Source organism: Aquabacterium sp., from assembly GCF_029946005.1.
Taxonomy (GTDB): Bacteria; Pseudomonadota; Gammaproteobacteria; order Burkholderiales; family Burkholderiaceae_C; genus Aquabacterium.
This window is the reverse complement of record NZ_JAQSDR010000009.1, coordinates 166,054-191,485: the sequence shown is the minus strand read 5'-3', so window position 1 is coordinate 191,485 and position 25,432 is coordinate 166,054. Positions and strand designations below refer to the sequence as shown.

The following is a 25,432-nucleotide window of genomic DNA, read 5'->3' as shown; positions in this document are numbered from 1 at the left end:
TTCTGGAGCATTTTTATCATGTTGAAAGACCCCTCTCAAAAATACCGCCCGGCCCCCACCGTTGACTTGCCAGACCGCACCTGGCCCCAACAGCGCCTGACCCAGGCACCTGTGTGGATGAGCACCGACCTGCGCGATGGCAACCAGGCGCTGTTCGAACCCATGGATGGCGCCACCAAGCTGCGCCTGTTCAAGACCTTGGTCAACATCGGTTTCAAGGAAATCGAAGTGGCGTTTCCTGCGGCCTCGCAAACCGACTTCGACCTGGTGCGAACGCTCATCGATGACGGGCACATTCCCGATGACGTGACCATCGAGGTCATCACCCAGGCCCGGGAAGATCTGATCCGCCGCACGTTCGAATCACTGCGCGGTGCACCGCGCGCCATCGTCCACCTTTACAACGCCACGGCACCCGCCTGGCGCCAATGGGTGTTCAACATGAGCCAGGCCGAGGTTCGGCAATTGGCGGTCAACAGCGCGCGCCTGATCAAGCAACTGGCCGACGAGCATCCCGAAACCCATTGGACGCTTCAGTACAGCCCGGAAACCTTCAGCACCACCGAGCTGGATTTCGCGCTGGAGGTCTGCAATGCCGTGACCGAGGTTTGGCAACCCACCCCCGAGCGCCCGGCCATCATCAACTTGCCGGCCACAGTCGAAGCATCGACCCCCAACGTCTACGCCGACCAGATCGAGTGGATGCACCGCCACTTGGCGCGGCGCGATGCCATCGTGTTGAGCGTGCACCCGCACAACGACCGGGGCACCGCCGTGGCTGCGGCCGAGTTGGCCTTGATGGCCGGCGCGCAACGCGTTGAAGGCTGCCTGTTTGGCAATGGCGAGCGCACCGGCAATGTCGATCTGGTCACCCTGGCGCTCAACCTCTACAGCCAAGGTGTCAGCCCGGGCCTTGATTTTTCGAACCTGCATGCCTTGGCGCGCGAGGTGGAGCAATGCATCTCGCTGCCCGTTCACCCGCGCCATCCTTATGCGGGTGATCTGGTCTTCACGGCGTTTTCAGGATCGCACCAGGACGCCATCCGCAAAGGCATGACGGCCCAGGTGGGGCAGACCTTGTGGGCCGTGCCTTACCTGCCCATTGACCCGGCCGATGTGGGGGGCAATTACGAGGCGGTGGTGCGGGTCAACAGCCAATCGGGCAAAGGCGGCATCACGTACTTGCTGGAGTCGGCCTACGGGCTGGTGTTGCCGCGCCGTGCGCAAATCGAATTCAGCGGCATCGTGCAACGCGTGGCCGATGACACGGGGCGCGAGCTGACTTCAAGCGTCTTGTGGGATTTATTTCGTGGCGAATACCTTGAACGCACCGCGCCGCTGGCGTTGGTGAGCCATCAGCTTGAAACGCACGGGGCCGTGACCCATGTGAGCCTGGCCATGAAGGTGGATGGGCAGACACGGGACCTGGTGGGCCAAGGCAATGGCCCGCTGGATGCGGCCTGGCATGCCTTGCAGGCATTGGACCTGCCACCGGGCGTGCAGTTGCAAGGTTATGAAGAGCACGCCACGGGGCAAGGCTCAGACGCATCGGCCTTGGCCTGGGTTGAGCTGGGCGGGCCAGGCGTGGTCGGCAGCGTGCACGGCGCGGGCTGGCATCCCAACCTGGTCACGGCCTCCTTGCAAGCCCTGGTGCAGGCGCTCAACCGGCTGAACCGGGCCTGAGACGTAAGATCGGCGGATGACTGAAACGACACCTGTGAAAGAAGCCCGCCTGTGGTCCGACAACGGCTGGACGGCCCGCGTCATCAAGAACAACGATGACGAAGGCTGGGCCGTTGAGATGCTGCGCGATGGCGAGCCCGAACCCGCCCTCGTCGGCCCCTGGACCATGGGCAGGGACAAGAAGAACCCAAAGCCGCTGGACACGGCAGCCTTCAACACCTTGGTCAAGACAGCCTCGGAGGTGATCCGCCGCCACGAGCAGCAACTGCATGCCACCTTGCACAAGGAGGTGGTGGTGACGGTGGCGGCCCGCCAGTGGCGCATCACGCTGGACATCGTGGCCGACGAGTACGAGCCGCATGCGCTGCTGGCCGCGCACGACGATGGCGGTGACCAGGTGGCACAAGTGCGGGTGTCGGCCAGCTTCAAGCTGAACATGGCCTCCGCCACGGCTTGGATCGAGGACGAGTTCAGAAAACCCCGCTGACGTCATTTGCTCAACACGGCGCGGCTGGGTTGCGGTACGATACTGTACAAATAAACAGTATCCACACCCTCCATGTCGCTCGCCCGCCAGTCCCCTGTTTTGCCCGACCACATCGCCCAGACGGTGTGGCGCGGCAATGCACTGGGCGGTCAGGCCACACCGGTCCTGTCGACGGGGCACCCGGCACTCGATGCCGAACTGCCCGGAGGCGGCTGGCCCTGTCAAGCACTGACGGAGGTGCTGCAGGCGCCCGAGGGGCATGCGGAATGGCGTCTCTTGTCGCCCGCACTGGCGAGGCTCGTGTCGCAAGGCGGCACGGTGCTGCTGGTCAATCCGCCGCACAGCCCGCACCTGCCGGCCTTGCGGCGAGAAGGCCTGCGCGAAGACCGCTTGGTGTGGATTGAAACCCGCACACCCACCGAATCCTTGTGGGCCACGGAACAAGCCTTGAAATCGCGCAGCGTCAGCGCCGTCCTGGCTTGGCTGCCCCAGGCCCGGTCTGACCAACTGCGGCGTTTGCAGGCCTGTGCCATGCACCATCCCGCACTGGCCTTCATTTTCAGGCGCCAGGCTTCGCGCACCGAATCCTCGGCCGCGCCGCTTCGGCTCGAAGTGAGCGTGAGTGGGCACCCGCCCAAACTTCCGCCGCCGCTTCGGGTGAACATTCTGAAGCGGCGCGGCCCCTTGCTCGACCGAATCATTGAGTTGCCCCATTGGCCCGCCGGGCTGGAACCTTTGATCCAGCGGTCCGTGCCGCTCAAGGGCTGCGGCCCGTGGTGATGGGCCATGCTTTTTTGGATCGCGCTGCTGCCCGAAGAGGCCCCCTCGTCGCCTGATGAAAGCCTTGATGCTTTGTCGCTTGCCTGGTGGGCCTTGCAGTTCTCGCCCCGAGTGGCCTTGCTGGACGAGGGGGTGGTCATGGAGGTGCATGCCAGCCACCGTCTTTTTGGCGGTTCGCAGAACCTGAAACGCCTGATCGTGCAAGGCGCTGCGCCACTGGGATGGGCTCGGTGGGCGTGCGGTCCCACGGCTTTGGCCACGTTGGCGCGGGCCCGGTACGGACGCCCCACTAAAGGCAAAAGCAACCGCCTTGACGAGCTGCCCTTGTCCACCATCACCGCCGTGCATGCCCACGAAGCCACCTTGTCCAGACTGGGTTGCCAGACCCTGGGCGACGTTCGCCGTTTGCCTCGGCATGGCATGAGCCGCCGCTTCGGTGCGGCCTTGCTGCTGGCGCTGGACCAGGCGCATGGCACCAAGCCCGAAGCCTTCGAGTGGGTGCAGGCGCCAGAGCGCTTCGACTTGCGGCTGGAGTTGCCAGGCCGGGTAGACAACGCCGCCTCTCTGGTGTTCGCGGCCAAGCGCTTGCTGCAGCCCTTGTGCGCCTGGCTGGCGGGGCGCCACAGTGGCGTCAGGTCCTTGACCTTGCGCTGGCAGCTTGATTTTCATCGCCGCGATGTGGCCGGCCAAGGTGAGCTGGTCATGCGCCTGTCCGAGGCCTCACGCGACATCAACCGCCTGCACCGCTTGCTGGCCGAGCACCTGAACCGCACCACGCTGGGCGGCCCGGTGGGTGACCTGAGCCTCCACGTTGACGAGGTTGAAGCGCTGGCCATCGACAGCGATTGCCTTTTCCAGGAGCACAGCACGCTGGGCCTGGGCGCCGGGCCGGATGCCCTGGCCTCGCTTGTCGCGCAGCGCCAGCAACGGCAGGCCTTGTCCACCCTGCTGGACAGGCTGTCCGCCAGGCTGGGCAAGGACCACGTCAGGCAAGCGGTGGTGCAAGCCGACCACCGGATCGAGCACGCACAACATTGGATCCCTGCGGTGGATGCCGCGCCCGCGGCCAACATGCGCAGCGCTGTCCAGCCCATCGCCGACCATCCGCAGCCCGCCTGGCTGCTGCCAGAGCCTCAAGCATTGACCTTGCGCCCCTTGCAATGGCTGGCCGGGCCCCACCGCGTGGAGGCCGGTTGGTGGGATGGGCAAAGCGTGGCCCGCGACTATTACCTGGCGCACAACGACCAAGCCGGGCTGTTGTGGGTTTTCCGAGAACGGCATGTGCAAGAGACCCAGTCCAGCCCCTTGTTCCTGCATGGCATCTTTGCATGACGACGAGCCGACCCAGCCGCGCAGCCTTGCCCGCTTATGCCGAGCTGCATTGCGTGTCGAACTTCAGCTTTTTGCGTGGCGCAGCGCACCCGGGCGAGTTGGTGGACCGTGCTTTGGCCTTGGGCTACACCGCCTTGGCCTTGACCGATGACTGCTCGGTGGCCGGGGTGGTGCGCGCCCACCTGGCCTTGCGCAAGGCGCGTGAACAGGCCCTGGCCGATGGCAACGATCCACCCGATTTCAAGTTGATCATCGGCAGCGAGTTCACCGTCGAGGCAGAGCCTGACTTCAAACTGGTGCTGCTGGCTCGCCGACGCGAGGGCTACGCTCAACTCTGCGAGTTCATCACCCGGCTTCGGCGTGCCACGCCAGGCAAAGGCACCGACACGCTCAGGCTGCCAGACATTCAGGCATCAAACCTGAAAGACTGCCTGATCCTGATGGTGCCCCATCGGCGCACGGCATGGCCCCAGTTGCTGCAACAGGCTCAGTGGCTACAAACCCACTTCGCAGGCCGATGCTGGCTTGCGGTCGAATTGCTCAACGCCCTGGACGATGCTTGGTGGCTGCGCTGCCTGCGCGACCTTGGCCACCAAAGCGGCGTGCCCCTGCTGGCCAGCGGTGATGTCCACATGCATGTGCGATCCCGCAAGCCGCTGCAGGACGTGCTGACCGCCACGCGCCTGGGCAAGTCGCTGCCCGATTGCGGCTTGGGCCTGCAAGGTCATGCCGAGCAGCACTTGCGCAGTCGCTTGAGGCTGGCCCGGCGCTATCCCGCCGACCTGCTGGCCACCACACAAGAAGTGGTGGCCCAGTGCCACTTCAGCCTGGACGAGCTCAGCTACGAATACCCCGAAGAGATCGTCCCCGCCGGTGAAACCGCCGCATCGCACCTGCGTCAATTGACCCAGGAGGGAGGCCTTGGGCGCTTTCCCAAGGGCATCCCCAATGAGGTGACCGACCAGATCGAGAAAGAACTGGCCCTGATCAGCGAACTCGGCTTTGAACAATACTTCCTCACCGTGCACGACATCGTGAGCTTCGCCCGGTCCAGAAACATTCTGTGCCAAGGCCGTGGCAGCGCCGCCAACTCCACCGTGTGTTATTGCCTGGGCATCACCGAAATCGACCCGGCCCGCAACACGCTGCTGTTCGAGCGTTTCATTTCACGCGAGCGCAACGAGCCCCCCGACATCGACGTTGATTTCGAACACCAGCGCCGCGAAGAGGTCATCCAGTACCTCTATGGCAAATACGGCCGCGACCGCACCGCCCTGACCGCCACGGTGATCACCTACCGCACGCGCAGCGCCTTGCGCGACGTGGGCAAAGCGTTGGGCATCAGCGCTGAGGTGATCGAGCGTGTGGCCGAGAACCACCAGTGGTGGGACGGCCGGGGCATCGACCCGCAACGTTTGCTCGAACTGGGGATTGAACCCACCGAACGCCGCATCCAGCAATGGCAGGAGTTGACCTGCATCCTCGTCGGCTTTCCACGGCACCTCAGCCAGCACACGGGTGGCTTCGTGATTGCCAGAACGTCCTTGTGCCAACTGGTGCCGATTGAAAACGCCACCATGCCCGACCGCTCGGTGATCCAGTGGGACAAGGACGACCTGGACGCCTTACGCATGCTCAAGGTCGATGTGCTGGCGCTGGGCATGTTGTCGGCCTTGCGGCGCGCGCTGGACTTCATCAGCATCCGGCGAGGCCACACCTTTGCCCTGCAAGACATCCCGGACAAAGACACGGCCACCTTCGACATGATTTGCCAGGCCGACACCATCGGCGTGTTCCAGATCGAAAGCCGCGCACAGATGAACATGCTGCCGCAACTGCAGCCGCGCACCTTTTACGACTTGGTGGTGGAGGTGGCGCTGGTCAGGCCAGGGCCCATCCAGGGCGGCATGGTCAAGCCCTACCTCTTGCGCCGATCCGGCCAAGAGGCGAACGATTGCCCGGAATTGCTGAAACCCGCCTTGGGGCGCACGCATGGCATTCCGATCTTCCAGGAGCAGGTCATGCAAGTGGTCATGATCGCAGCGGGCTTCACCGCAGGCGAGGCCGATGACTTGCGCCGATCCATGGCGGCCTGGAAACGCCATGGCAGCGTCGACCAGTTTCACCAGCGCATCACCGAAGGCATGACCCGCAAGGGCTACACCGCCGAGTTCGCCGAACGCATCTTCCAGCAGATCGAAGGCTTTGGCGCCTACGGCTTCCCGGAATCACACTCGGCCAGCTTCGCCTTGCTGGTCTACGACAGCGCCTGGATCAAGTGCCACGAGCCCGCCATCTTCCTGGCCGCGCTGCTCAACGCCCAGCCCCTGGGCTTTTACTCACCCAGCCAACTGGTGCAAGACGCCGCACGCCATGGCGTCATGGTCTTCCCGCCTGACGTGGTGCACAGCGACCTGGACTGCACGCTGGTCGACCTCACCGATCGCAGCCGACAGCCTTCTGCGCGCCTGGGCTTGTCCATGGTCAGCGGGCTGTCATCGCAAGCCGCCACGCGCATCATTGAAGCCCGACGCGGCGGAGGCCCTTTCCAGAACGTCGAAGAACTGTCGCGCCGCGCCCAGCTCGACCAGGCTGACATGCGCCACTTGGCGGCGGCCGATGCCCTGATCAGCTTGGCGGGCCACCGCCGCCAACAGGTCTGGGAGGCCTCCGCCCTGCACCGTGCCCCAGCCTTGCTGCGTGAGGCCCCGGTTCATGAAGACCTGCTCACCCTGCCCTGCGCGCCCGAAGGCGAAGAGATCGTCTTTGACTACGCATCCCTGGGACTGACCTTGCGGCGACACCCCTTGAGCTTGCTGCGCTCCAAGCTCGACCAGCAACGCCTGATGTCCGCTGAAACCTTGCGTGAACTCGCCCATGGCAAACTGGCCCGCGCCTGTGGCATCGTCACTGTCCGGCAGCAACCGCCCACGGCCGGTGGCGTGGTCTTCGTGACCCTGGAAGACGAAACGGGCACTGTCAATGTGATCGTCTGGAAGCACCTGCGTGACAGACAGCGCCAGGAACTGCTTCATTCACGCCTGCTGGCCGTGTACGGCGTCTGGCAGCGCGAAGGCGAGGTTCGGCACCTGATCGCGCACCATTTGCGTGACCTGACCCCCCTGCTGGGCCGATTGGCCACCGAAAGCCGGGACTTTCACTGAACGGACTACCCCAGCTTTTCGTAAACATCGACAAAGCCCGCGCCATTCCAGACGTACAGCAGGTGCGCGGCATGCACGCACTGGCTGGCGCCTTTGGGTTTGAACAGGCCAACGCACTCGCCACCTGGATGGCGCACGCTGCGGTAGGCCACGCCCGCCGATCCTTGCAAGCGCAACTGCTTGCCCAATGCCCTGGAGGCGGCGTAGCTTTCAGCGGCGTGCACACCGACACCATCCGGGTCCAGCGGACGCAGATCGTGCACTTGCGCGCTGATGCGCACGGCGTAGAGGCGCATTGGCAACTGCATGGCGGCCTGCTTGGTGGCGGCCAGGAATTTAGCGTGGTGGTACTGGGTCTCGGCCACCGCGGTGTCTTTGTCGTGCGCGGCGTAGAACACACCATAGCTGCCATCTGAAAAACGGCTGCCTTCCGGGTTAAGGTGGGTGAACGCCGCCATGACGGGGCCGGAGCCTGGGCCGACCACGCGGTCTTGCGCTGGCACCAGCTCGATCTGGCCAACTTCATCGCGGATGCGTTCGTTGGTGAGCGATTCCAGCGCATAAAGCGCATCGAAGTCATCAGCCTCGGCCACCCGGTCGAACAGGTACACCGTGGGGTAGCGCGTGGGCACGATCCGATGGGCGGGCTGCCAGCGCAAGCGCCGGACTTCAGGCGCTGCTGGGGTCATGCCCAGCCGCCGCTGCGAACCGAATCCAGGTAACGACGCACCAAGTTCAAATCGCTGACATTGCCCGCCAGCATGCGGTCCAGGGCCGAGCGGCCACCGAACAACTCGGCCGTGTTGGGCTGGCGCACCCAGTCGTCCGCCGCTTGTGGATCAGGCAACAGAATTTGCAAAGACTTGTAGATGCCCAACAGGTTGGACAGGCGCTCTAGGGTGTCACGCGGTACGCGCGCCGCATCCGGCGACTTGCGCCAGGCAAAGTAGGTGGAACGGGCCGGTTCGCCCAACAGGCGCAACTGCTCGTCCGTGTTCAAACCCCAGGCCTCGGCGACGCGAGAAAAAGCCCGCAAACCGGCGGCGCTCATCTGTTGGACAGAAGGCGCCTGCGGCTTGGCGGGCTCAAGGGAAGGACGCAATGCGGCACTCATGGTTCAATTCTAGACATTTTAAAATGAAAAGTCCAGATTTGAACCCGCGAGCGCATCAGGCGTTCTTTAGTTTGCCTCGTGCTGGCACCACGGTCGTGGTGGTGGGCGTCACCGCGCCGGGCGACAGAGGTTTGGCAGGCGTCTTGTCCTGCTTGGGTTTCTTGACTTCCTTGCCACTGCGTTGCTGACCTTTGGCCATGTTGGACTCCTCGGTGAATGACCCCTTGAGGGGCAGGCCATCATGGTAACCGGACCACCGCCAAGATCAGGCCTTGGGCCGTTTGACAGGCATCAAATCAGTGCAAGTGCCGTGAGCCGCCTCGGCCGCCAGGCCGATGCTTTCACCCAGCGTGGGGTGCGGGTGAATGGTTTTGCCGATGTCAACCTCGTCAGCGCCCATCTCGATGGCCAGCGCCACCTCGCTGATCAGGTCGCCCGCGTTGGTGCCGACGATGCCCCCCCCCAGGATCTGCTTGGTTTCGGCATCAAACAAGAGCTTGGTGAAGCCTTCAGAGCGGCCATTGGCCAGCGCCCGGCCCGAAGCCGCCCAGGGGAACAGCCCCTTCTTGATGGCTTGGCCTTGCACTTTGGCCTGGTCTTCGGTCAGGCCAACCCAGGCGATTTCCGGATCGGTGTAAGCCACGCTGGGGATCACGCGCGCATCGAAGGCGGCGCGCGACAAGGCCGCGTCGTTCTGCAACTCGCCTGCGGCGACTTCGGCGGCAACGTGCCCCTCATGGGTCGCCTTGTGCGCCAACATGGGCTGGCCCACGATGTCGCCGATGGCAAAGATGTGCGGCACGTTGGTGCGCTGCTGCGAATCCACCGGGATGAAGCCGCGTTCGTTGACCGTGATGCCCGCCAGGTCCGCGCCGATCTTGCGGCCATTGGGGCTGCGTCCCACGGCTTGCAAGACAAGGTCGTAGGTTTCGGGCGCCGGAGCCGGTTCGCCCGGCTTGGCCGACTCGAAACTCACGCGGATGCCCTCGGCCGTCGCTTCGGCCGCGACGGTTTTGGTGACCAGCATGAGGCGGTCAAAGCGCTTGGCGTTGTGTTTTTCCCAGACCTTGACCAGGTCGCGGTCGGCGCCGGGCATCAGGGTGTCGCTCATCTCGACCACGTCGATGCGGGCACCGAGGGTGGAATAGACCGTGCCCATTTCCAGGCCGATGATGCCGCCGCCGATGACCAGCATCTTGCGCGGCACCGAGGGCAGGCTCAACGCGCCGGTCGAGTCGACCACGCGGGCATCGTCTGGCATGAAGGGCAGGCGCACGGACTGCGAGCCCGCCGCGATGATGCAGCGCTTGAAGCTGAGCGTTTTGGTCTCGCCTGACTTGTCTTGTGCCGGGCCAGTAGTGATTTCGACTTTGATCTGGTGGGCATCGACAAAGCTGCCGTAGCCACGCACCACGGTGACCTTGCGCGTCTTGGCCATGCCGACCAGGCCGGTGGTGAGCTTGCCGGTGGCCTTGGACTTGTGCTCGCGCAGCTTGTCCAGGTCCAGCTTGGGCTCGCCAAAGCTCACGCCCAGGGCATCGAAATGCTTGACCTCTTCCATCACGGCCGCCACGTGCAGCAAGGCCTTGGAGGGGATGCAGCCCACGTTCAGGCACACGCCACCGAGTTCGGCGTAGCGCTCGACGAGGATGACACTCAAACCCAAGTCGGCAGCGCGGAAGGCTGCGCTGTAGCCACCAGGGCCACCGCCCAGCACGAGCACGTCGCAATCGGCGTTGTCGGGGCTTTGGCTGGCCGAGGTAGGTTGAGCGGCGGGGGCTTTGGGCGCTTCAGCGGCAGCCGGAGGCGGGTTGGCTGCAGCAGTTGGCGATCGAGCTGTCTGCGCAGCCACTGGTGGAGCCGATGACGAAACCGGCGCGAGCGAAGCGCCCTGCCCCGACGCCTCCAGCGTCAGGATCACCGTGCCCTGCCCGACTTTGTCGCCCAGCTTGACCTTGATCTCGCCGACCACGCCCGCCTGCGGCGACGGCACTTCCATGGAGGCCTTGTCGGACTCCAGCGTGATCAGGCTCTGTTCCGCCTTGACGGTGTCACCCGCCTTGACCAGGATTTCAATGACCGCCGCATCGGCGATGTCGCCAATGTCGGGCACGGGGATGTCGATCAAAGCCATGGTGTCAGTTCAAGGTTCAAAGAAGTGCGCGGCGGAAATCGCCCAGCAAGGTGGCCAGGAAGGCGTTGAAGCGAGCGGCAGAGGCCCCATCGATCACGCGGTGGTCGTAGCTCAGGCTCAGCGGGATGACCAAGCGCGGGTCAAAGCCCGAGCCGTTCCACATCGGTTTCATGGCCGCGCGGCAAACGCCCAAAATGGCCACCTCGGGCGCGTTGATGATGGGCGTGAAGGTGGTGCCACCAAAGCCGCCCAGCGACGAGATCGAGAAGGTGCCGCCCTGCATGTCGGCGGGCGACAGCTTGCCTTCGCGGGCCTTGAGTGCCAAGGCGGCAGTCTCGGTCGCCAGTTGCGACAAGCCCTTGGTGTCGGCATCGCGGATCACCGGCACGACCAGGCCATTGGGCGTGTCGGCCGCAAAGCCGATGTGCACATACTGCTTGAGCACCAGGTCGTCGCCATCCAACGAGGCGTTGAACTGCGGGAATTTTCTCAAAGCCACGGCACAGGCCTTGATCAAAAAGGCCAGCATCGTGAACTTGGGGCCGGTCTTGGCGTGCTCTTCATTGAGCTTGACGCGCAAGGCTTCCAGCTCGGTGATGTCGGCCTCTTCGTTGTTGGTGACATGCGGGATGCGCACCCAGTTGCGGTGCAGGTTCGCGCCCGAGATCTTCTGGATGCGCGACAGTGGCTTGCGCTCGATGGGGCCGTACTTGGCGAAGTCCACCTTGGGCCAAGGCAACAGGCTGAGGCCTTCGCCATCGGCCGTCGATCCCGTTGGTACAGCCCCAGTGGCCGGGCCTTTCGCCAAAGCCGCCTTGACGAAGGCTTGCACGTCCGAATGCTTGATCCGTCCCTTGGGCCCTGAGCCTTGCACGCTGCCCAGCGGCACGCCCAACTCGCGCGCGAACAGACGCACCGAGGGCGAGGCATGTGGCAGGTGCCCAGGCTGAGCAGGCGGCTCGGCCGGGGGCAAGGCGGCGGTAGGTGGCACGCGGCCACTCACAGGCTCAGCCAGCTCTGCGGCCTGGACCGGCGCCTGCACCACTTGCGCAGGTTCAGGCTCGGCCGCGCCAACCTTGCTCGATGGGGCGGGCGTTGCAGTCGGCACCGAAGCGCTGGCGTCCGCAGCCTCCAGCACGGCAATCAAGGCCCCTTCACTGACCTTGTCGCCCAGCTTGACCTTGATCTCTTTCACGACCCCACCCTGCGCCGCCGGCACCTCCATGGAGGCCTTGTCCGACTCCAGGGTGATCAGGCTTTGCTCGGCCTTGACCGTGTCGCCCACCTTGAACAGGATTTCAATGACCGCGGCATCGGACGTGTCGCCGATGTCGGGAACCTTCAATTCGATGAGTGCCATTCAGTGCTGCCTCAAGTGCATCAAGCGTAGAGCGGGTTGATCTTGTCGACGTCGATCTTGTAGCGCGCGATGGCCTCGGCCACCTTCGCCACGGGCACGCTGCCCTCTTCCGACAGGGCCTTGAGCGCGGCCACCACGATGTAGTGCCGGTTGACCTCGAAATGCTCACGCAGGCGGTAGCGGAAGTCGCTGCGGCCAAACCCGTCGGTGCCCAACACCTTGTAAGTGCGGCCCTTGGGGATGTAGGCGCGGATCTGCTCGGCAAAGGTCTTGACGTAGTCGGTCGAGGCGATCACCGGGCCGGCGTGCGGCGCCAGTTGTTGCCCGACGAACGACACGCGGGGCGTTTCGGTCGGGTGCAGCAGGTTCCAGCGCTCGGCATCCTGTCCATCGCGGGCCAGTTCGTTGAAGCTTGGGCAGCTCCACACATTGGCGGCCACGCCCCAGTCCGCCTCCAGCAGCGCGCGCGCCGCCACCGATTCGCGCAGGATCGAGCCCGAACCCAACAGGTTCACGCGGGGCGTCTTTTTGGCGCCCTCCTGCAGCAAATACATGCCTTTGATGATCTCGGCCTCGGTGCCTTCGCGCAGGCCGGGTTGGGCATAGTTCTCGTTCAGCAGGGTCAGGTAATAGAAGACGTTTTCCTGCTGCTCGACCATGCGCTTCAAGCCATGCTGCACGATCACCGCCACCTCGTGCGCAAAGGTCGGGTCGTAGCTTACGCAGTTCGGGATGGTCGATGCCACCAGTTGGCTGTGGCCATCTTCGTGCTGCAAGCCTTCGCCATTCAGCGTCGTGCGCCCGGAGGTGCCGCCCAGCAAGAAGCCGCGCGCCTGCATGTCGCCAGCCGCCCAGGCCAGGTCGCCCACGCGCTGCAGCCCGAACATCGAGTAGTACACGTAGAACGGGATCATGATCCGGTTGTTGGTGGAGTACGACGTCGCCGCCGCGATCCACGAACTCATCCCACCGGCCTCGTTGATGCCCTCTTGCAGGATCTGGCCAGCCTTGTCTTCGCGGTAGTAGCTCACCTGGTCGCGGTCGACCGGGGTGTACTTCTGGCCTTCAGGCGCGTAGATGCCAATCTGGCGGAACAGGCCTTCCATGCCAAAGGTGCGGGCCTCGTCCACCAGGATGGGCACCACGCGCGGGCCCAGTTGCGCATCGCGCAGTAGGGGTGTCAGGCAGCGCACAAAAGCCTGGGTCGTCGAGACCTCACGCCCTTCGGCGGTGGGGTCCAACACGGCTTTGAACGCCGACAGTTCGGGCACCGTCAGTTGTTCGTCCGCCTTGACGCGCCGCTTGGGCAGGGAGCCCCCCAGCGCCTTGCGGCGTGAAAGCAGGTATTCCATCTCCGGCGTGTGCTCGGCCGGCTTGTAGAACGGCACCTTGGGCAGGTCTTCATCGGTGATGGGGATGTTGAATCGATCGCGGAAGGTCTTGATGTCCTCGTCAGTCAGTTTTTTGGTCTGGTGCGCGGTGTTCTTGCCTTCACCGCTCTTGCCCATGCCAAAGCCCTTCACGGTCTTGATCAGCAGCACAGTGGGTTGGCCGGTGTGGTTCACGGCCGCGTGGTAGGCGGCGTACACCTTTTGCGGGTCGTGTCCGCCCCGGTTCAAGCGCCAGATGTCGTCGTCGGACATCTTGGCCACCATCTCGGCCACCTTGGGATCGCGCCCAAAGAAATGCTGTCGCACAAAGGCGCCATCGTTGGCCTTGCAGGCCTGGTAGTCGCCATCGACCATGTCCATCATGACCTTGCGCAGCAAACCATCCTTGTCGCGCGCCAACAGCGGATCCCAATAGCCGCCCCACAGCAGCTTGATCACGTTCCAGCCCGCGCCGCGGAACTCGCCTTCCAACTCCTGCACGATCTTGCCGTTGCCACGCACCGGACCATCCAGGCGCTGCAGATTGCAGTTGACGACGAAGATGAGGTTGTCGAGTTTTTCGCGCGTGGCCAAGCCGATGGCGCCCAGCGACTCGGGCTCGTCCATCTCGCCGTCGCCACAGAACACCCAGACCTTGCGGTTGGAGGTGTCGGCAATGCCGCGGGCATGCAGGTACTTCAGAAAACGCGCCTGGTAAATGGCCATGATCGGGCCCAGGCCCATCGACACGGTCGGGAATTGCCAGAACTCAGGCATCAGCTTGGGATGCGGGTAGCTCGACAAGCCCTTGCCGCCCACTTCCTGGCGGAAGTTGAGCAATTGGTCTTCGGTGATCCGGCCTTCCATGTAAGCGCGAGCGTAGATGCCGGGCGCTGAATGGCCTTGTATGTAGAGGAGGTCGCCGCCATGGCCTTCATGCTCGGCATGCCAGAAGTGGTTGAAGCCGCAGCCCAGCATGGTTGCCAATGACGCAAACGACGAGATGTGGCCACCCAGGTCGCCCCCATCGGGTGGTTCGTGGCGGTTGGCCCGCACCACCATGGCCAGCGCGTTCCAGCGCATGAAGGCGCGCAGGCGCTCTTCAATCTCCATGTTGCCGGGAAACTGCGCTTCGTCTTGAACCGCGATGGTGTTCACATAGGCCGTGTTGGCCGAGAACGGCAGGTCGATGCCAGCCTGGCGGGCATGGTCCAGCAGTTGTTCAAGCAGGTCGTGGGCACGGCCTCGCCCCTCGGTTTCAATGACGCCTGAGAGGGCATCAAGCCATTCGCGGGTCTCTTCCGGATCCAGATCCATAGAAGCAGACGGCAGCGCATCGGCAGCGGACATAAGCAAGTCTCCGTTGGTATGTACCAGTGTCATGAGTATCAGCCATCCCCTGAGTGAGTGGGGTGATTAGAGTGAATCCTTAACGCTGGAATTGAATCGGGATTGCACTCGTTCTCAAGCAGTACGTCGATTGTGGGAGACCACACGGATAATCGCGGGATGCCGTCTCGCTCATCCCTGTCCACCGCCGCCTCACGCACACCTGGGGTCGGCAACTCCAACCGCTTCTTCTGGCAGTGGTGGCGCAAGCAGTCGCCCAACCAGCAAGACCGGTATGCAACTCTGGGGCCCCTGGTGTCGGTGCTGTTGTTTTTGGCCGCCATCATCGTGGCCTTCTGGTACCTGCGCAATGAAGAGCTGGAGCGCGAACAAGAGTCGGTGAAACGCGACACCGAGGTCGTTCAGCAACAGATCCGCATGCGCATGATCGAGAGCCAGGAGCAGTTGCTGCGCCTGGCCCGCGAGATCAGCATCAAGGCGGTGAACTCGGAACAGTTCATGTCGCAGGCGAGCGACTTCGTGCGCGCTCGCCCGGAGGTCATCAGTGTGGCCTGGACGCAGGCGGACGAAACGGTCAAGGCGACCCATTCCGCCATGAACCTGTACCTGCCCGCACCGCAGGGCTTGAACCTCGATCCCTACGCCAGCCTGTCGTCTTACGATCCCTTGCGCGGCGTTCAAGCCCCCCAAGGCGCGTTCAGGTTGGCCAAGGAGCGCAATCAACCGGTTTATTCCCAGCCCTACATCAATGGGCTGGCTGCCAGGGTCATCCAGATCCAGGTGCCGCTGATCGACAGCACGGGCTTCATCGGCACCCTGTCGGCCGAATACTCGCTGGAAGCGCTGATGCGCTACATGGTGCCGCGCGAAATCGTCAGCCGCCACGCGATGAGCCTGGTGCAGTCGGGTGGCGAGGTGCTGACCAGCACCGTCAGCACTTCGGCCGAAGGCTCAGCCAAGCCCACTTTCGTGCACGAAGTGATCGTCACGCCGGTGGGCAATGGCCTGATCCTGCGAGGCATGGGCTTTCGCACCTCCACCAACCTGGTGGGCAACACCCTCTTCTGGATGGTGGTGGCCCTGTCGGCCCTGACCGTGTGGACGCTGGTGGGCACCCTGCGCCACATGCGCCGCCGCGCCCAGATCCAGAAAACCCTGGTGCAAGAGACCAATTTCCGCCGGGCCATGGAAAACTCCATGCTCACCGGCATGCGCACGATCGACCTGGAAGGCCGCATCACCTACGTCAACCCGGCTTTCTGCGCGATGACCGGCTTCGCCGAAGAGGAACTGATCGGCTGCGTGCCACCCTACCCCTATTGGCCCAAAGACCGGCTGGACGAATTCAACCGCATGTTCCAGCAAGAACTGCTGGGCCGCAGCCCGACCGGCGGCGTGGAAGTGGTGATGCAGCGCCGCGACCTGAGCCAGTTCGACGCCCGCATGTACGTCTCGCCCCTGATCGACTCGCAGGGCAACCAGACCGGCTGGATGACCTCGGTCACCAACATCACCGAGGCCAAACGCGTTCGAGACCAACTCACCGCCGCGCACGAACGCTTCACCACCGTGCTGGAAGGCCTGGACGCCGCGGTGTCTGTGGTCTCCGTGCAACGCGGCGAGTTACTGTTCGCCAACCGCTCTTACCGCCTGTGGTTTGGCGCCAACCCCGGCGCCCACTCTGAGCTGACCGGTGGCGAGTTTGATCCAGCCGACCTGGCCGACGGTGATGAGTCGGTTGACAACTTTGGCAACCTGCCCACGCAAGAGCTGACCGCCGCAGGCGTCGATGCCCGCGACATCTACATGGAATCGGCCCAGAAGTGGTTCGACGTGCGCGCCCGTTACATCCAATGGACCGACGGCCACCTGGCGCAGATGCTGATCGCCACCGACATCACCGCCCGTCGCCAGGGCGAGGAAGCTGCCGCACGTCAGGCCGAAAAAGCCCAGTTCACCAGCCGCCTGATCACCATGGGCGAAATGGCCTCCACTGTGGCGCACGAGTTGAACCAGCCCTTAGCGGCCATTTCCAACTACTGCAGCGGCATGGTCAGCCGCATTAAATCGGGCAGCATTGGCAACGAGGGGCTGATCGAGGCGCTGGAAAAAACCTCGCGCCAGGCCCAGCGCGCCGGGCAAATCATCCACCGAATCCGACAGTTCGTGAAACGCAGCGAGCCGCAGCGACAGCCTGCCCGAGCCCGCGACATCATCGAAGCCGTGCTGGAATTGGCTGGTTTCGAGATGCGCCGCCGCCGCGTCACGCTCAATAGCACCATCGCCCAACGCCTGCCCACGCTGATGGTCGATCCCATCCTGATCGAGCAGGTGCTGCTGAATCTCCTCAAGAACGCTGCTGAGGCGATTGATTCGGCGCAAATGCCACAGTCGCGTCGCCACGTTGACCTGCGCGTGCATTTGCGCAAAACCGAAGACCAGGGCGAGGTGGTGGAATTCGTCGTCACCGACGCGGGGCCGGGCATGAAGGAAGAGATGAGCAGCCGCCTCTTTGAGGCCTTCCACTCGTCCAAGGCCGAAGGCCTGGGGATCGGCCTGAGTTTGTGCCGTTCCATCATCGAGTCACACCACGGTCGCATTGGCGCCGAGAACATCTACAATGGCTCAACGGTGATGGGGTGCAAGTTCACTTTCACCCTCCCGGTCGACAGCAGTGGTGCCCCGGATTTCTCCGATTCGATCACCCCTCCCTCCAACGACTTGCTAGCCGATAACCCATGAGTCTGATCCCCAAAAAAGGCACTGTGTACGTGGTCGATGACGACGAGGCCGTGCGCGATTCGCTGCAATGGCTCCTCGAAGGCAAAGACTACCGGGTGCGGTGTTTTGACTCGGCCGAATCCTTTCTGGCCCGATTCGATCCGCGCGAAGTCGCCTGCCTGATCGCCGACATCCGCATGGATGGCATGAGCGGCCTGGAACTCCAGGACAAGCTCCTCGAGCGAAAATCGCCTTTGCCCATCGTGTTCATCACCGGTCACGGCGACGTGCCCATGGCCGTGAACACCATGAAAAAGGGCGCGATGGACTTCATCGAAAAGCCCTTCAAGGAAGACGCCCTGGTGGCCCTGGTTGAGCGCATGCTCGACGAAGCCCGCACCGCGTTCTCCAGTTCGCAAGAGGCTGCCAGCCGGGAAGCCCTGTTGTCGCGCCTGACCACGCGTGAAGCGCAGGTGCTGGAACGCATCGTCGCGGGCCGTTTGAACAAGCAGATCGCCGACGACCTGGGCATCAGCATCAAAACGGTGGAAGCCCACCGTGCCAACGTGATGGAAAAGCTCAACGCCAACACCGTGGCCGATCTGCTCAAGATCGCCCTGGGGGCCAGTGGTCAACCCGCCAACGCGCCAGCGAAACCCTGAGCAAGGCCTGCGGGGGCGATTTGCCCTCACGCGCATCAAGAGGCCGCCCCCGTGCGGCCTTTTTCGTTCTTTCGCCCCTTTTTTGACTGAATTGCAGCCCGCTCCATGACCGCACAACTGATCGACGGCAACGCCCTGTCCAAGCAACTCCGCGCCGAGGTGGCCATTCGCGCCGCCAAGCTCACCGAAAAGGGCATCACCCCTGGCCTGGCCGTGATCCTGGTCGGTGAGAACCCCGCCAGCCAGGTCTACGTGCGCAACAAGGTCAAGGCTTGCCAGGATGCTGGCCTGCACTCGGTGCTTGAGAAATACCCCGCCACCATGACCGAGGCCGAACTGCTGGCCCGCGTCGAGGCGCTGAACAACGACCCCACCATCCACGGCATCCTGGTGCAACTGCCCCTGCCCAAGCACATCGACGACCACAAAGTCATCGAGTCCATCTCGCCCTTGAAAGACGTGGACGGCTTCCACGTCGCCAGCGCGGGTGCCCTGATGGTGGGCGAGCCCGGCTTCAAGGCCTGCACCCCCTACGGCTGCATGAAGATGCTCGAATCGATTGGATATGACCTGCGCGGCAAACACGCCGTGGTCATCGGGCGCAGCAACATCGTCGGCAAGCCCATGGCCATGATGCTCTTGCAATCCAGCGCCACCGTCACCATCTGCCACAGTGCAACACCTGATCTGGCCTACCACACGCGTCAAGCCGATGTCGTGGTGGCGGCCGTGGGCAAGCGCAATGTGCTCACTGCCGACATGGTCAAACCCGGGGCCGTCGTGATTGACGTCGGCATGAACCGCGATGATGAAGGCAAGCTGTGTGGCGACGTCGACTTTGTCGGCGTCAAGGAAGTGGCGAGCTGGATCACCCCCGTGCCGGGCGGTGTCGGCCCCATGACCATCACCATGTTGCTGGTCAACACCATCGAAGCCGCTGAACGCCTCTAAACCAACACCGACAACGCCCATGTCCACACCCAATCCCTTGCTCGACACCTTCGGCTTGCCCGCTTTCTCAAGCATCCAACCCGGGCACGTCACGCCTGCCATGGACGTGTTGCTGAAGGAGGCTGAAGCAGCGTTGGACAAGGTCACGGGGCCTGATGTGCCGCCCGACTACGACACCCTGTCCCTGCTGCTGGATGTGGCCACCGAGCGTTTGGGGCGCGCCTGGGGCGCCGTGGGGCACCTCAATGCCGTGGCCGATACGCCCGAAATCCGGGCTGCGTACAACGAAAACCTGCCCCGCCTGACCGAGTTTTACACCCGCCTGGGCGCTGATGAGCGCCTTTACGCCAAGTACAAGGCCCTGGCCCAATCCCCGGAGGGACAGCGACTCAGCCCCGCTCGCCACCGTGCGCTGGACCTGGCCTTGCGCGGCTTCGTGCTGGGTGGTGCCGAGTTGCAAGGAGATGCCAAGAAGCGCTTCGCCGAGATCCAGGAGTTGCAAGCGGCCCTGTCGCAGGCCTTCTCCGAGCACGTGATGGACGCGACCGATGCCTACAGCTACTACGCCACGGCCGAAGAGCTGGCTGACGTGCCTGCCGACGTGGTGGAGTCAACCCGGGCCGCCGCGCAGGCCGAAGGCAAGGACGGCCACAAGCTGACCCTGCACATGCCCTGCTACCTGCCCGTCATGCAGTACGCCACGCACCGCCCTTTGCGTGAAATGCTCTACCGTGCCTACGCCACCCGCGCCAGCGAAGTCGGCCCGACCGAACGAGACAACTCGCCGCTGATGCAGCAAATCGTGGCCCTGCGCCAGGAAGAAGCCGCGCTGCTGGGCTACCCCAGCTTTGCCGACGTGTCCCTGGTGCCCAAGATGGCCACCAGCCCGCAGCAGGTCACGGACTTTCTGCGCGACCTGGCCCGCCGCGCCCGCCCTTTCGCGGAAAAAGACATGGTCGAGTTGCGCGACTTTGCCCGCACCGAACTTGGCCTCACCGAGCTGCAATCCTGGGACATCGCCTTCGCCAGCGAAAAGCTCAAGGAGGCCCGCTATGCTTTCAGCGACCAGGAGGTCAAACAGTACTTCACCGAACCCACCGTGCTGGGCGGATTGTTCAAACTGATCGAAACCCTGTTCGACGTGAACATCAAACCCGACAGCGCGCCTGTCTGGCACGAGTCGGTGCGGTTTTTCCGCATTGAGCGCGCTGGCAGCTTGGTCGGCCAGTTCTACCTCGACCTGTATGCCCGCTCGGGCAAGCGCCCCGGCGCCTGGATGGACGACGTGCGTGGCCGCTGGACGCGCCCGGACAACCACCAGACACAAACGCCCGTGGCGCACCTGGTCTGCAACTTTGCTTCAGGTGTGGGCGGCAAGCCCGCCCTCCTCACCCACGATGACGTGACCACGCTGTTCCACGAATTCGGCCATGGCCTGCACCACATGCTGACCAAGGTGGACGACATCGGCGTGTCGGGCATCAGCGGCGTTGAATGGGACGCGGTTGAGCTGCCCAGCCAGTTCATGGAAAACTTTTGCTGGGAGTTGGACGTGGTTCAGCAACTCACAAGCCACTTGGACACCCGCCAGTCCTTGCCCCGTGAGCTGTTCGACAAGATGAACGCGGCCAAGAACTTCCAAAGCGGCATGGCCACCTTGCGCCAGGTCGAATTTTCACTGTTTGACATGCGCCTGCATGCCGAAACCGGCAACGACCAGCGCGTTCAGGCCTTGGTCGATGAAGTGCGCCAAGAGGTGGCTGTCAACATCCCCCCGGCATTCAACCGGTTTCAACACAGCTTTTCACACATCTTTGCAGGCGGCTACGCGGCAGGCTATTACAGTTACAAGTGGGCCGAGGTGCTGTCGGCAGATGCCTACGCGGCTTTCGAGGAGGCTTCTTCTGGTGAAGCCGGGGTGCTGAACCAGGACGTGGGCCGCCTTTATCGGGAGTCCATCCTGGAAGCTGGTGGCAGCCGCAGCGCCATGGATAATTTCAAGGCGTTCCGAGGACGTGAACCGAGCATCGATGCGCTGTTGCGTCACCAAGGCATGAGCTGAACCCAAAGGTAAAAACCACATGAGTCGTTACTTGCAGTCCTCTTCCTTGCTGGCCACCGCCGTGGTGAGCCTGACCCTGGTCACAGCGGGTCCGGCCTGGGCCCTTTACAAGGTCGTGGCCCCCGATGGCCGCATCACCTACACCGACCGCCCACCTGCTGACCGGCCCGCCGCCACGCTCAAAACCAACGGCACCGTGGTGCAGGCCACGGGCCTGCCCTTCGAGTTGCAGCGCGTCGCCAGCCAATACCCGGTCACTTTCTACTCGTCATCCAAATGCGCGCCCTGCGACAGCGCGCGCCAGATGCTGCAAGGCCGAGGCATTCCTCACATCGAGAAAACGGTGGAGACCTCTGAAGACATCCTGTCCTTGCAAAAGCAGGAGGGCGTCCAGCAGTTGCCGGTGTTGAAGGTCGGCAGCAAGCAGCTGGTGGGCTTCACCCAAAACGACTGGACTGCTTATCTGGATGCTGCTGGCTACCCGGCCAAGTCGGCGCTGCCGGCCAGCTACAAGCAGCCACCGGCCACGCCATTGGTCGTGCCAGAAGTGCGGGCACCCGTGCCCGAGCCCTTGCGCTTGCAGGCCGACACCCCTAGCAATGTCAGCCCGGCGCCCAGCCCAACGCCTCCGCCCCCACCGGGCTTCAAGTTCTAAGCTGGCTTGCTTGGTTTGACCTTCAAAAGGCCAAGGTTCTGACGCCATTCGGTGTGCCCAGCAGGCACACCGACGCGCGGTTGCGGGCAAAGATGCCCACGGTCACCACGCCCGGCCACTGGTTCACGTCCGACTCCATCTGAGCAGGGTTGGTGATGGCCAGGCCAGTAACGTCCACGATCAGGTTGCCGTTATCGGTGGTTACGCCCTCGCGCACCTTGGCCTGTGCGCCCATGGCGGTGAAGCGGCGCATTACCTGGGCCGACGCCATCGGGATCACCTCCACCGGCAGGGGAAAGCGCCCCAACGTGTCCACCAGCTTGGTTTCATCGGCGATGCATACAAAGCGCTCGGCCAAGTCGGCCACGATCTTTTCGCGGGTCAAAGCAGCGCCACCGCCTTTGATCATGTCGCCCTGGTGGTTGATTTCGTCCGCGCCATCGATGTAGACGGCCAGGCTGCTGACCGACTCGGCCGGCAGCACCTTGACGCCCAGCGCGAGCAACCGTTCGGTGCTGCGCACGGAACTGGACACCGCGCCCACCACCCGTTGGGGATCGGCTTTGAGCGCGGCGCCCAGGGCGTCGATGAACTTGTCCACGGTCGATCCCGTGCCCACGCCCACCACGCTGCCAGCGCTCACGTAGTCCAGGGCGGCTTGGCCCACCAGGGTTTTCATTTCGTCTTGGGTCATGGTGTCGTCACTTCAAAAAAATCCAGGCGTTCAAGGCACCGATCAGCATGGGCTGGTGCAGCATGTAAAAAGTCAGGCTCCAACGGCCGAGGATGGCCAACGCGGCTCTGATCGTTGGGATCAAGCCTGAATTGTCGCCGCTGCCATGCGTGCTCGCGGCAGAAGCCATGCAGTGAGGATGCCTGGCCAGCAACCACTGTGTGGCCGCCATGCCCCACCACATCACGCCCAGCCAGGGCAGCACGGGCACGTAATCTTCGGTGATGGGCTTGTACGTCACCAACCCCAGCCAATTGGTGGCGCGTGAGTCGAAAAATGGATGCTGGGCGAACAAGGGCACCGCCAAGGCGATGGCCCCCAAAGGCCAAAGCCAGGATTTCAGTGGTGCGCTGAGGCGTGCCACGATCAGCATCACGGCCATGCCGTGCAGCACGCCAAAGTAGATGAAGCTGTTCGGGAACATGAACCAGCTGCCCAGGGACACCAGGGCCGCACAGCCCACCACTTGGCCCCAGCGGCGCCAAAAGCGCGGCCAGGACTGGCCTTGTGTGGTGGCCACCGCCTGCCCCGCCCCAGCGCACAGCAGAAACAAGGACAGGATGCAGGTGCGCTGAGTGGTCCACAGCGCGTCCTCGTAAAAATTGGCGGCCAACAGACCCTGGTGGCTCAGGTCAAAGCAGAAATGGAACACCGCCATCCACACCAGCGCGAAGCCCCGTAAGGCGTCCAGGCGGTCAAAGCGAAGGGCGGGCGCGGATGAAGCCACGCTGCCTCAGCGGCCTCGGGCCAACGGGTTGGGCGTTGCCTCGCCAATCCGGCTCAGGTGGTTCGTGTCCACGTGGTGGAAGGGCTCGGTCTGGCCCTTGATCATCATCACAGTGTCTTCGTCATAGGCCCAGGTGCCGTCCGCGTTGAACTGCACCTTGATGCGGAACTCCACCGTCTTGAAGGCGTAGTCAATGAAAGCGCTGGAGCAAATGCCCGCACCATTGCTGGTCACCAATTCAAAACTGGCGGCATCCGGCTTGACCTGGCCCGACACCATCACGGTTTGCGCCCGAGGAATGGTCAGCGTGTGCGTCACGGTTTCGGTGGCCGGCTCCCACAGCCAGTAACCCACTTGCTCGTGGTAGGTCTTGACCTGGTCGGGCTTGGTGATCAGGACCAGGTAGCGCAGCCCGTACAAGAGTTGGGGGCCATTGGTCACGGGGTCGATGGGCTGCAACTCCATGCGCTCCACATACGCCTGCTTGCGGGGCCCGTCCGCCTTGGGCTTGATGTCCAGGCCGCGGGTGCCCTGCCAGATGCCTGCCATGCCTCGCAAAGGCCCCAGGTTGGCCAAGGTGTCGACATCGACGCTGGCGGGTTCGGTATAGATGTCGTCTGAGAAATGGCTCATGGTCAACTCTGGTGAAAGGGGTGAGGCGCCCCTGATTATTAAGCAGTCCATATGATTTTTTTGCAGACCGACATGCCAACACATCGCTTCTCAAGGCCAGCGCGACTGCCTAAGGTGGAAACCTTCGCCATTGACAATCGAATCGAGACCCATGAGCATCATGCTGCTCGTTGACGCCTGACCGAAGTCTCGATCGCAGCGCGCTGATCCATCCATAACCGAGGAGCAACATGGCCAACAATCCCGACTGGAAGTTCGAAACGAGGTCCGTGCACGCGGGCTATTCCCCTGACCCGACCACCAAGGCGGTGGCTGTGCCGATCTATCAAACGGTGGCCTATGCGTTTGACAGCGCCCAGCACGGGGCCGACTTGTTCGACCTGAAGGTGCCGGGCAACATCTACACGCGCATCATGAACCCGACGCAGGATGTGCTGGAGCAGCGCATCGCGGCGCTGGAGGGCGGCATTGGTGCGTTGGCGGTGGCCTCGGGCCAAGCCGCAGTGACTTATGCCATCCAGACCATTGCCGAGGCGGGCGACAACATCGTCTCCAGCACGGCGCTGTATGGCGGCACCTACAACCTGCTGGCCCACACCTTGCCCCAGTTCGGCATCACCACCCGCTTTGCCGACCACCGCAACCCCGACAGCTTCGAGCCACTGATCGATGATCGCACCAAGGCGATCTTTGTCGAATCGCTGGGCAACCCGTCGGGCAACATCACCGACATCGCCAAGGTGGCCGAAATCGCGCACCGCCACGGCATCCCGCTGATCGTGGACAACACGGTGCCCTCGCCTTACCTGTGCCGCCCCATCGAACATGGGGCAGACATCGTGGTGCAGTCGCTGACCAAATACCTGGGCGGCCATGGCAACAGCCTGGGTGGCGCGATCATCGACTCGGGCAAATTCCCCTGGGCTCAGCACAAGGAACGCTTCAAGCGCCTGAACGAACCCGACGTGAGTTACCACGGCGTGGTCTACACCGACGCCCTGGGGCCAGCGGCCTACATTGGCCGTGCCCGGGTCGTGCCCTTGCGCAACACGGGCGCTGCGATCTCGCCGTTCAACAGCTTCCTGATCCTGCAAGGCATCGAGACGCTGGCCTTGCGCATGGACCGCATCAGCAGCAATGCGCTCAAGACAGCGCAGTACCTGAGCACCCATCCGCGCGTCAAATGGGTCAACTACGCGGGCCTGGAAAACCACCCCGACCACGCACTGGTCCAGAAATACCTCTCGGGCCAGGCTTCGGGCTTGCTGACCTTTGGGGTTGAAGGTGGCCGCGAAGGCGGTGCGCGATTCCTGGATGGCTTGAAGCTGTTCACGCGCCTGGTCAACATTGGCGATGTGCGCTCATTGGCGACCCACCCTGCTTCGACCACGCACCGTCAGTTGTCGCCCGAGGAGTTGGGCAAAGCCGGCGTCACCGAAGACACGGTGCGCCTGTCGGTGGGCATCGAGCACATCGATGACCTGCTGGCCGATCTGGATCAAGCCCTGAGCTGA

20 protein-coding genes are annotated in these 25,432 nt (G+C 63.5%); 11 read left to right on the top strand and 9 right to left on the bottom strand.

Annotation, left to right across the window (positions count from 1 at the left end; translation table 11 throughout):
* The first annotated feature begins 18 nt into the window (after positions 1–18).
* The 5 genes from leuA to PSV38_RS07355 all read left to right on the top strand — a co-directional run bounded on the left by leuA (position 19) and on the right by PSV38_RS07355 (position 7,446).
* A complete protein-coding gene (gene leuA / locus PSV38_RS07375; protein ID WP_300546268.1) occupies positions 19–1,683 on the top strand; it encodes a 2-isopropylmalate synthase in 1,665 nt (554 codons plus the stop codon).
* Positions 1,684–1,699: 16 nt separating this feature from the next.
* Positions 1,700–2,170 carry a hypothetical protein gene (locus tag PSV38_RS07370; RefSeq protein WP_300546267.1) on the top strand — a complete coding sequence of 157 codons (471 nt, stop codon included), beginning with the start codon at positions 1,700–1,702 and terminating at the stop codon, positions 2,168–2,170.
* A gap of 72 nt (positions 2,171–2,242) precedes the next feature.
* Positions 2,243–2,950 (top strand): translesion DNA synthesis-associated protein ImuA, encoded by a 708-nt coding sequence (imuA, locus tag PSV38_RS07365; protein WP_300546266.1) that lies wholly within the window; start codon positions 2,243–2,245, stop codon positions 2,948–2,950.
* 6 nt (positions 2,951–2,956) lie between these two features.
* The gene (locus PSV38_RS07360; protein ID WP_300546265.1) at positions 2,957–4,282 is read left to right on the top strand and encodes a DNA polymerase Y family protein; all 1,326 of its coding nucleotides are present in this window, start codon (positions 2,957–2,959) and stop codon (positions 4,280–4,282) included.
* Entirely contained in the window at positions 4,279–7,446 is a 3,168-nt protein-coding gene (locus PSV38_RS07355; RefSeq protein WP_300546263.1) for an error-prone DNA polymerase, read from the top strand. The genes PSV38_RS07360 and PSV38_RS07355 overlap by 4 nt, the downstream gene beginning before the upstream one ends.
* 5 nt (positions 7,447–7,451) lie before the next feature.
* On the opposite strand, the gene PSV38_RS07350 is transcribed toward PSV38_RS07355, so the two are convergent.
* The 6 genes from PSV38_RS07350 to aceE form a co-directional block, all read right to left on the bottom strand.
* A complete protein-coding gene (locus PSV38_RS07350) occupies positions 7,452–8,135 on the bottom strand; it encodes an RES family NAD+ phosphorylase (protein WP_300546261.1) in 684 nt (227 codons plus the stop codon).
* Positions 8,132–8,560 carry an MbcA/ParS/Xre antitoxin family protein gene (locus PSV38_RS07345; protein ID WP_300546260.1) on the bottom strand — a complete coding sequence of 143 codons (429 nt, stop codon included), beginning with the start codon at positions 8,558–8,560 and terminating at the stop codon, positions 8,132–8,134. Before PSV38_RS07345 ends, PSV38_RS07350 begins: the two co-directional genes overlap by 4 nt.
* A gap of 55 nt (positions 8,561–8,615) precedes the next feature.
* Positions 8,616–8,759, bottom strand: coding sequence for a hypothetical protein (locus PSV38_RS07340; RefSeq protein WP_300546258.1), 144 nt, complete (start codon positions 8,757–8,759; stop codon positions 8,616–8,618).
* Between the two features lie 66 nt (positions 8,760–8,825).
* A complete protein-coding gene (lpdA, locus tag PSV38_RS07335; protein WP_300546257.1) occupies positions 8,826–10,694 on the bottom strand; it encodes a dihydrolipoyl dehydrogenase in 1,869 nt (622 codons plus the stop codon).
* Positions 10,695–10,710: 16 nt separating this feature from the next.
* Entirely contained in the window at positions 10,711–12,054 is a 1,344-nt protein-coding gene (aceF, locus tag PSV38_RS07330; RefSeq protein WP_300546255.1) for a dihydrolipoyllysine-residue acetyltransferase, read from the bottom strand.
* A 20-nt stretch (positions 12,055–12,074) separates the two neighbouring features.
* Positions 12,075–14,774 carry a pyruvate dehydrogenase (acetyl-transferring), homodimeric type gene (aceE, locus tag PSV38_RS07325; protein WP_300546254.1) on the bottom strand — a complete coding sequence of 900 codons (2,700 nt, stop codon included), beginning with the start codon at positions 14,772–14,774 and terminating at the stop codon, positions 12,075–12,077.
* A gap of 159 nt (positions 14,775–14,933) precedes the next feature.
* Here aceE and PSV38_RS07320 point away from each other — a divergent pair, with 159 nt between their 5' ends.
* From PSV38_RS07320 to PSV38_RS07300, 5 genes are all read left to right on the top strand, one after another.
* Positions 14,934–17,516 (top strand): PAS domain S-box protein, encoded by a 2,583-nt coding sequence (locus tag PSV38_RS07320; protein WP_300546253.1) that lies wholly within the window; start codon positions 14,934–14,936, stop codon positions 17,514–17,516.
* On the top strand, positions 17,513–18,157 hold the full coding sequence (locus tag PSV38_RS07315) for a response regulator transcription factor (protein WP_300546252.1): 645 nt from the start codon (positions 17,513–17,515) through the stop codon (positions 18,155–18,157). Before PSV38_RS07320 ends, PSV38_RS07315 begins: the two co-directional genes overlap by 4 nt.
* A 105-nt stretch (positions 18,158–18,262) precedes the next feature.
* Positions 18,263–19,108, top strand: coding sequence for a bifunctional methylenetetrahydrofolate dehydrogenase/methenyltetrahydrofolate cyclohydrolase FolD (gene folD / locus PSV38_RS07310; protein ID WP_300546250.1), 846 nt, complete (start codon positions 18,263–18,265; stop codon positions 19,106–19,108).
* A 19-nt stretch (positions 19,109–19,127) separates the two neighbouring features.
* Complete coding sequence (locus PSV38_RS07305) at positions 19,128–21,170, top strand: M3 family metallopeptidase (RefSeq protein ID WP_300546248.1); 2,043 nt, start codon at positions 19,128–19,130, stop codon at positions 21,168–21,170.
* A gap of 19 nt (positions 21,171–21,189) precedes the next feature.
* A complete protein-coding gene (locus PSV38_RS07300) occupies positions 21,190–21,825 on the top strand; it encodes a glutaredoxin family protein (RefSeq protein WP_300546247.1) in 636 nt (211 codons plus the stop codon).
* 22 nt (positions 21,826–21,847) lie between these two features.
* Here the strand turns inward: PSV38_RS07300 and rpiA are convergent, their stop codons facing one another.
* Genes rpiA through PSV38_RS07285 form a run of 3 tightly spaced genes read right to left on the bottom strand, consistent with a single transcriptional unit; the run spans position 21,848 to position 23,918 of the window.
* Positions 21,848–22,519: a ribose-5-phosphate isomerase RpiA gene (rpiA, locus tag PSV38_RS07295; RefSeq protein ID WP_300546245.1), complete on the bottom strand. Its 672-nt coding sequence runs from the start codon at positions 22,517–22,519 to the stop codon at positions 21,848–21,850.
* Between the two features lie 7 nt (positions 22,520–22,526).
* Positions 22,527–23,285 (bottom strand): heparan-alpha-glucosaminide N-acetyltransferase, encoded by a 759-nt coding sequence (locus tag PSV38_RS07290; protein WP_300546243.1) that lies wholly within the window; start codon positions 23,283–23,285, stop codon positions 22,527–22,529.
* 6 nt (positions 23,286–23,291) lie between these two features.
* Entirely contained in the window at positions 23,292–23,918 is a 627-nt protein-coding gene (locus PSV38_RS07285) for a heme-binding beta-barrel domain-containing protein (RefSeq protein WP_300546242.1), read from the bottom strand.
* Positions 23,919–24,148: 230 nt separating this feature from the next.
* Here PSV38_RS07285 and PSV38_RS07280 point away from each other — a divergent pair, with 230 nt between their 5' ends.
* The gene (locus PSV38_RS07280; RefSeq protein WP_300546240.1) at positions 24,149–25,432 is read left to right on the top strand and encodes an aminotransferase class I/II-fold pyridoxal phosphate-dependent enzyme; all 1,284 of its coding nucleotides are present in this window, start codon (positions 24,149–24,151) and stop codon (positions 25,430–25,432) included.